7 protein-coding genes and 1 pseudogene are annotated in these 8,510 nt (G+C 37.8%); all 8 read left to right on the top strand.

What is annotated here, in order from left to right; translation table 11 throughout:
- The coding region (locus NNO08_RS22575; protein WP_271457586.1) for a glycosyltransferase at positions 1 to 2,236 on the top strand (2,236 nt) is incomplete at its 5' end.
- Between the two features lie 13 nt (positions 2,237 to 2,249).
- Positions 2,250 to 3,284: a GDP-mannose 4,6-dehydratase gene (gene gmd, locus NNO08_RS22570; protein ID WP_271457585.1), complete on the top strand. Its 1,035-nt coding sequence runs from the start codon at positions 2,250 to 2,252 to the stop codon at positions 3,282 to 3,284.
- A complete protein-coding gene (locus NNO08_RS22565) occupies positions 3,284 to 4,180 on the top strand; it encodes a GDP-mannose 4,6-dehydratase (protein WP_271457584.1) in 897 nt (298 codons plus the stop codon). Before gmd ends, NNO08_RS22565 begins: the two co-directional genes overlap by 1 nt.
- Entirely contained in the window at positions 4,180 to 5,322 is a 1,143-nt protein-coding gene (locus NNO08_RS22560) for a glycosyltransferase family 4 protein (protein WP_271457583.1), read from the top strand. The genes NNO08_RS22565 and NNO08_RS22560 overlap by 1 nt, the downstream gene beginning before the upstream one ends.
- Entirely contained in the window at positions 5,322 to 6,446 is a 1,125-nt protein-coding gene (locus NNO08_RS22555) for a glycosyltransferase family 4 protein (RefSeq protein ID WP_271457582.1), read from the top strand. Before NNO08_RS22560 ends, NNO08_RS22555 begins: the two co-directional genes overlap by 1 nt.
- The gene (locus tag NNO08_RS22550; RefSeq protein WP_271457581.1) at positions 6,443 to 6,826 is read left to right on the top strand and encodes a GtrA family protein; all 384 of its coding nucleotides are present in this window, start codon (positions 6,443 to 6,445) and stop codon (positions 6,824 to 6,826) included. The genes NNO08_RS22555 and NNO08_RS22550 overlap by 4 nt, the downstream gene beginning before the upstream one ends.
- Positions 6,826 to 7,770 carry a glycosyltransferase family 2 protein gene (locus tag NNO08_RS22545; RefSeq protein ID WP_271457580.1) on the top strand — a complete coding sequence of 315 codons (945 nt, stop codon included), beginning with the start codon at positions 6,826 to 6,828 and terminating at the stop codon, positions 7,768 to 7,770. Before NNO08_RS22550 ends, NNO08_RS22545 begins: the two co-directional genes overlap by 1 nt.
- Positions 7,771 to 7,802: 32 nt before the next feature.
- Positions 7,803 to 8,510, top strand: a pseudogene (locus tag NNO08_RS22540) (hypothetical protein); the annotation flags it as partial.

Here is an 8,510-nt window from a genome sequence, read left to right as displayed (position 1 = left end):
GGCTTGGGGTGAAAGTGCTGATTCATTTTTTAAAAAAATAATCCCTGAAAAAGAGTTATTTAAAAAAGTATCAGTTGTTATTTGCACATTTAATCGATGTGATTATCTTGATAGATGCTTAGATTATTTAACTAAAAGCTACAGCAATGTCTTCGAAGTAATTGTAGTTAATGGACCATCTACAGATGAAACAGAGTTTGTACTTAATAAATGGAAAGATAGAATTAAAATAAGAACGAACTCAGAAAGGAATTTGTCGCGCTCAAGAAATATTGGTATTGGAGCGTCGTCGGGAGAACTTGTGGCATTTATTGACGATGACGCAATACCTTTTCTCGATTGGTTTGATATTATACTGAACTATTTCAACAGTACCCATAATTTTGTTGCTGGTGTCGGTGGGCCAACGTATTATGCAGGCTCTCTAAAGTTTCAGGCTGAAGATATTTTTGTTGATACATTCGGCAGTAGTATTATAAATCCTGGCAAGGACGTGAAGAGCAATCCCGAGTATAGACGTAGTTTGTTAGGGACGAATTCAGTATTTAGACGCGATTATCTTGTCGAAGTCGGTGGGTTTGACGAGGAATATGATTATTACCTTGACGAAACGGATGTCTGTTTCAGGTTAATTAGAAATGGTTATTTGATTAATCATTGTGAAGAAGCATATCTTAGACATGAGTTTGCACAAAGTGAAAATAGGGTTAACAAGTATAGCTATAACTGGCGTTCAATAGTTAAGAATATAGTTTATTTTTCACTTACGTATTCTAGTGGTGAAAAATATGAAGTTCTCAAGGAGCTTAAAGCCATTATAGAAAGAGATAGAATTGGTTATTTAAGAGATGGGCTAAGTAAGTCTGAAATATCACACTTAGAATTCAATGCTTATGTGGATGCTATATGGGACGGCTTTAATGCTGGCGTGAAAGCATTTGATGTTGAACCTAAATTATTGAGCTCCACTTTTATTGATAATTCATTCAAACAATTTAAGAACGATAAATTTAATCATACCAAGAAACACATAGTCGTTGTCAGTAAGGAATTTCCTCCCTTTACAAAATCAGGTGGAATCGGTACTTTATATTATAATTTAGTCAGTGAATTTATTTTGGCCGGACATTATGTCACGGTAATCATTCAGAGTGAAACATCTTCGACATATGAAGCTGGTCGATTTAAGTTAATTTCACTATGTCAAAACACTCACTGTGACTTTTTTGTTGCAGATTCTGCAATAGCGAACGAGATTTTAGATTGGTCTAAAAGGGTTGCAATAGAAATTGATGCACTCAATGAGATCCATCCTGTTTCTGTAGTTGATTCTTGTTTATGGGATTCTGAGGTTTATGCATTTAGCCTGATTAGTAAAGAACTAAAAATCCCTCTTGTTGTGCGTTTAGTTACGCCGTTGCTTGTTGCAAACGAAATGAATAAATGGAATATGAGTTCTATTGATTTAGATTATCTAAGCTCTTTTGAAAGAACAGTGGTCGAAAGAGCCGATGCGGTTATTCCAATTAGTGATTCTATAAAGGAAACCTTCAAAGCCAAATATAATCCATCAGAAGGTATTAGATACTCAAAAATAAATGCTGGTTTAGCTTATTGGCCTATGTACGACATATCTAGTGGTTATCAAAATTTTGGCGAAAAATTATCGTCTTTAAATCACAGGCTTAAAGGGAAAAAGGTTTTTCTCTTTATGGGCCGTATTGAGTTGAGAAAAGGTATCGATATATTTTTGGATGCCATAGAAATGATTAATAGCATTGAGGAAGTCCGCGATTGTTGCTTTGTCATTGCTGGTAGTGCTGTTATTGATGTGAATAAAATGATCATAGAACGTTTTGCTGGTAACTCTAATGTTGTCTACATAGGTGCCGTTAGTGATGCGGAGCGAGAAAAGTTATATGCTGCTAGCGATGTTGTTGTATTCCCCTCAAGATATGAATCGTTTGGGCTTGTACCTTTAGAAGCATTTGTGCATGGGAAACCTGTTATCGCAAGTAATGCCGGCGCAATCCCTGAGGTTGTGATCGATAATGAATCAGGGCTGATTTTCGACGATGGTTCGGCAGACAGTTTAGCCTCAAAAATCGAACAGCTAATTAATGATGATAAATTATATCATACATTGAGTATCGGAGCGTTGAAGCGGGTTCGCGAACTTTCCTCGTATAACTCTGCTGAGCAATCTATCCAGCTTTATAATTCCTTATGTAAATGAAGGTGTTTTACTTATGAAATCTGCAATTATTACTGGTATTACAGGACAAGACGGAGCCTATTTGGCTGAGCTGCTACTGGGCAAAGGTTATACTGTTTATGGCACCTACCGTCGCACAAGTTCGGTCAACTTTTGGCGTATTGAAGAACTAGGTATCAGGAATAATCCGAATTTGCAACTTGTTGAATATGATCTGACGGATCTATCTGCAAGCATCCGCCTGTTGCAGAATACTGGCGCAACTGAAGTCTATAATCTTGCGGCACAAAGTTTCGTAGGCGTATCGTTCGAACAGCCAGTTACTACTGCGGAAATTACCGGCATTGGTCCAGTCAATCTACTTGAAGCTATCCGTATTGTTAATCCTAAGATCCGTTTCTATCAGGCCTCGACTTCCGAAATGTTTGGTCTGGTCCAGGCCGTTCCGCAGAAAGAAGATACACCGTTCTATCCGCGCAGCCCATATGGAGTAGCTAAACTGTATGCTCACTGGATGACCGTGAACTACCGTGAGAGCTATAATATTTTTGCATCAAGCGGAATTCTGTTTAACCACGAATCACCATTACGTGGTCAGGAGTTTGTAACGCGTAAAATCACCGATTCTGTTGCAAAAATTAAGCTTGGAAAACTTGACGTTCTTGAACTTGGTAATATGGATGCCAAGCGTGACTGGGGTTATGCCAAAGAGTATGTCGAAGGGATGTGGCGTATTCTGCAGGCAGAAAAACCTGATACTTTCGTGCTGGCAACTAACCGTACAGAGACTGTGCGCGACTTCGTCAGTATGGCTTTCAAAGCTGCTGGATATACGCTGCGTTTTGAGGGTAAAGATGAACAAGAAGTAGGTATTGATACCGCAACTGGAAAAACGTTGGTCCGTGTAAATCCGAAATTCTTCCGTCCTGCTGAAGTTGACTTGCTGATTGGTAACCCCGCTCGTGCAAAAGAAATTCTGGGTTGGGAGCCAAAAACTTCGCTGGAGCAGTTGTGCCAGTTGATGGTTGAAGCTGATTTACGTCGTAACCAGCAAGGATTTTCTTTCTGATGTTCGGCGCCGGCAAACATGCCCTGGTAACAGGGATTAATGGATTTACCGGCCGCTATGTGGCAGCGGAATTATCCGCTGCCGGATATCGGGTATTTGGTATTGGCGCAATGCCTTTTGATGGACCTGATTATTATCAGGTTGATCTAATGGACACTGCGAAGTTGCAGGATATTATTGAGCTTATACAACCAAACGTTGTTATTCATTTGGCCGCTATCGCTTACGTCGGGCATGGTGATGCCGATGCTTTCTACAATGTTAATTTGCTTGGTACGCGTAATTTATTGCAGGCTTTGAGTGCGTGTAGTTCAACCCTTGATGGTGTGCTTCTCGCCAGCAGTGCTAACATTTATGGAAATGGTACCGCCGGGCAACTGAGTGAATCTGCGGCAGCAAATCCAGCGAACGATTATGCCGTTAGCAAGTTGGCCATGGAGTATATGTCTCGATTGTGGATGGATAAACTCCCCGTATTCATTACGAGGCCATTTAACTATACAGGTGTTGGTCAGGCGGAAAACTTCCTTTTGCCAAAGATAGTTAAGCACTTTAAATCAAAATCACCGACGATCGAGTTAGGTAACATTGATGTTTGGCGCGATTTTACGGATGTTCGTGCACTAAGCCATGCTTATGTCAAATTATTACAGGCGAAACCAGTTGGCGAAGTTATTAACATCTGCTCTGGCCGCACATATTCATTGAGAAAAGTTATTGAACTTTGTGAAAAAATAACCGGACACCATCTGACCATCCAAATTAATCCAGAATTTGTCCGAGCAAATGAAGTTAAGACACTTAGTGGGGATCCATCTAAACTACAATCATTTATTCCAGATTGGAATGTCCCACCACTCGAAGATACCCTGCGTTGGATGTTGGAAAACGAGTAATGAAAGTCATATTTGGAACTGATGCAATAAAATACCCATTAACAGGTATCGGTCGCTATGCATTTGAGTTGGCTAAATGTTTATCTGATGCTCCAGAAATATCTGAATTGCTTTTTTTAAATGGGCATCGGCTTACTCAGCAAATGCCCGTGGCTAAAGAAAATAGCTCTTCAACGGAAGGGCTTAAAAGTTTAATAAAAAAGAGTCGACTGGCTTCGGAAGTATATCGGCTCACAGCACCGTGGTTGAAGACAAATGTCTTGAGAGATCATAAGGATGCGATTTATCATGGGCCGAATTTTTATCTGCCACCTAGGGTAGAACGCTGTGTTGTCACGTTTCATGATCTTTCTGTTTTTACTTTTCCGCAATGCCATCCTCCTGAGAGAGTTAGGTATATGCGTAAAGAGCTTTTACAAACGGTAAAGCGAGCATCAGTATTTATTACAGACTCTGATTTTACCAGATTGGAACTGATTAATTATTTTAATATTTCTGAAAGTAGGGTATTTACTGCAAAGTTAGCATGTAGTGGAGAATTTAGGCCCCGCCGAGAAGAAGAGATAACGCCTGTCCTCGGAAAATACAAACTTGCCTTTAAACAATATTCTCTATTCACTGGCTCGATTGAACCGAGAAAGAATATAGCGACATTGCTTGATGCCTACGAATGTCTGCCACTGTCACTGAGAAAGCAGACTCCTCTCGTTATTAGCGGATTCAAAGGGTGGAACAGTGATACTTTGCATCGTCGATTCGAACAAGGTGAACGAGAAGGATGGCTGCGCTACCTGGGTTTTACGCCTTCAAGTGATTTGCCTGCACTCTATGCCGGCGCTGTTAGCTTTTTGTATCCATCTCTTTATGAAGGTTTTGGGTTACCTGTCTTGGAGGCAATGGCTTCTGGGACTCCAGTTGTCTGCTCTGATAGTTCATCACTTCCAGAAGTTGCTGGTACATGTGCACTAATGAGTGACGCTATGGATGCTGAAAAACTCACTACGCATATATTAACAAGTATTCAGGATAATGCATGGAGGGAGAATGCTATCCAATTAGGTTTAGAGCATGTTAAAAATTTTTCATGGTCACGCTGTGCAGATGAAACAATAACTGCGTATAAGCAAATTGAGTTGAACTAATGTTGAAAGTTCTACATATATATAAGACCTACTATCCTGATACATTCGGTGGGATAGAGCAAGTTATTTATCAGCTTAGTGAAGCAGGTTATAAGAATGGAATTAAATCTACGGTTTTTTCCTTAAGTAAGCAACGTAATGTAGACAGCATGATACTGGGAAATCATGTTGTATATTATGCCAGAACGAGCTTTGAAATTGCTTCGACTCCTTTTTCTATTTATGCGATCGAAAAATTTAAGGAGCTAGCTAAGTCTGCTGATATCATTCATTATCATTTCCCATACCCATATATGGATCTTTTACATTTTATTTGTGGAGTCAAAAAACCTACTGTAGTTAGTTATCATTCTGATATAGTAAAACAAAAAACAGCATTGAAAATATACCAACCCCTCATGCATAGTTTTTTGAATTCAGTTGATCGTATAATTGCATCTTCACCAAACTATGTTAAGACGAGTTCAATCTTACAAAGATACATAGATAAAGTTACTGTGATTCCTTACGGTCTAGATCGGTCATCGTATCCTGTGCCAAGTGAAGAGAAGTTACGGTATTGGAAAGCTATATTTAAAGATGAATTCTTCCTTTTTGTTGGTGCATTTAGGTATTATAAAGGATTGCATATATTATTGGAAGCAGCGAAGAATAATGACTTTAACGTTGTCATTGTTGGTTCGGGGGATGCAGAGAATGAATTAAAATCTCTGGCTCAGAAGCTTGAATTAAAGAATGTACATTTTGTTGGTGCAGTTTCAGATGAAGATAAATCGGCACTTCTCACTCTATGTTATTGTGTAGTTTTCCCTTCTCATTTACGTTCGGAGGCATTTGGAATATCTCTTGCGGAAGGTGCCATGTATGGGAAGCCACTTATTTCCGCAGAGATAGGAACTGGCACTAGCTTTATTAACATCCATAATGAAACTGGGATTGTAGTTGAAAGGAACAATCCTCAAGCATTACAAGATGCAATGTTTAAACTAATTTCCGAGCCTGAGTTGGCAAAACACTATGGTAGTAATGCTTATCAAAGATATTTGGATTTTTTTACTGCCGAGCATATGATAGAAAAATACTCAGCAGTGTATCATGAGCTAATGTCTGAGGCTGAATTGTGAGTCGCGGAATATATAGCAGGACCCCGGAATTTGTTAGATACTGTATTGTGGGTGGTGGAAATACATTATTAACAGCAGTGGTGATAATAACATTAACGTTTTTAGGGTTGAGTTTATTTTTATCGAATGCCATCGGATATGCAGTAGGAATAATATTTAGCTTTGTCATGAATTCAATTTTTACTTTTAAAAAGAAAGTTTGCGCTCGTAATCTACTAAGGTTTATGCTGGTTTGTTTTATATGTTACATTGTCAATGTTGTTGTGATGAAAATAGCTTTGGCCTTTGGAACTGAAAATTACTATGCCGTGCAGTCTTTAGGTATGATCTTTTATACAATCTCAAGCTTCTATATAAATAAAAAATGGAGTATGAAATAATGGCAGGTGTGTTATCTATAGTTGTACCGTGTTTCAATGAAGAGGCTGTTTTAAATCAATGCTTAAATGAACTGGATGAAATATTAAAATCTTTGATTTCTGAAAACGCAATCTCGTCAGAAAGTCATATTTTGTTTGTTGATGATGGTAGCTCAGATAAAACATGGGAATTAATTGATCTCTTTTCAAAATCTTCTGCAAGAGTAAGAGGTATAAAATTATCAAGAAACAAGGGCCACCAAACAGCTCTTTGGGCTGGATTAAGCGAATGTAAACAGTCTGATTTGGTAATTAGTATCGATGCAGATCTACAAGATGACACTTCAGTTATCAAATCGATGGTATATGAATATAATTCCGGTATTGATATAGTATATGGTGTTAGAAAAGATCGTGGTACAGATACTTTCTTTAAAAGAGCTACTGCTAATTTATTCTACAAATTAATGTCATCTCTCGGCGTCCATCAGGTAGAGAATCACGCTGATTTTAGACTTTTAAGCCAAAGAGCATTATTATCGTTGCTTAGCCATCAAGAAAAAAATATCTATATTCGCGGTCTAATTCCATTGTTAGGATATTCATCTACGGAAGTATATTATTCAAGAAAAGAACGGATTGCAGGGGAGTCTAAATATCCACTTGGCAAAATGTTAGCACTGGCTCTTGAAGGTATTACATCCCTTTCTGTGGTTCCATTGAGAGTATTGACTATATTAGGTTTTTCTATTTCTGTTTTGAGCTTTTTTCTTATTTTATATTCATTTTCTCAATATGTTATTGGGCATGCTGTGCATGGTTGGACATCTGTAATACTCGTTGTGTTATTTATTGGCGGAGTGCAGATGCTTTGTATTGGTGTGCTGGGTGAATACATTGGCAAAATATATATCGAAGTAAAAAATAGACCAAGATTTTTCCTCGATAAAACGACGAAAAACTAAGATTAAAATAAAACATTTCCTTGGGTTTTTAGATGAAAGTACAAAACAAAATTTTAGTTTTTTTATTTGTGATATTAACCTCATTTTTACTTGGGGTTGTTCATGTTAAATGGATCTATTCTATTACATTCCATGCTGACGCTGCAGCAATGCAAGTACTAGCTCAAGCAATATACGAATCACGTTCGATACTACCCCATGATTTCTACTATGGAAACCAACTAATTCTCCTTCGGTCTGAAGTTCCAATAGCTTTAGCAATGGCGATGGGGTTTAAAGGGTATGCCGCATTTGTTATCGGCTCAGCTCTTGGCATTTCTATATGGACTGTCATTTTATTCACTTCTCTTTACTGTGTTTTTAAGAAATTTTTAGCTGCTGCATTTTATACATTTTGTCTTTTATTTCCTGTTAGCATCGGTTTTGATAATGATTTAATTTTAGGGCAGCAGTCGCATCTTGCAAATGTTGTTCTCTCATTATCTATACTAATATTCTTTACATTAAGCGTTAAACAAAAGAATGTAAAATATATCATACCGGCTGTATTTTTTATTTTTATAATGGTTGTTGAAGAGCCAATTAGAGCTGCATTTGTACTTGCAACTATAATTGTAGTTTGTTTCTTTTTTTGGGATTTTAAAAAATATAAAACCCAGCTTGTTTTTGTTTTTGTTTTTGTCTTTGTTGCATTCATGCTTAACAAGCACATCTTACATTATTATAGCCTAGGTAGAGAC

Origin of the sequence: Citrobacter sp. Igbk 17 (genome assembly GCF_028069775.1) — a bacterium.
Taxonomy (GTDB): Bacteria; Pseudomonadota; Gammaproteobacteria; order Enterobacterales; family Enterobacteriaceae; genus Citrobacter.
Note: the sequence above shows the minus strand (reverse complement) of the source record. Positions and strands in the feature narration are given on the sequence as shown.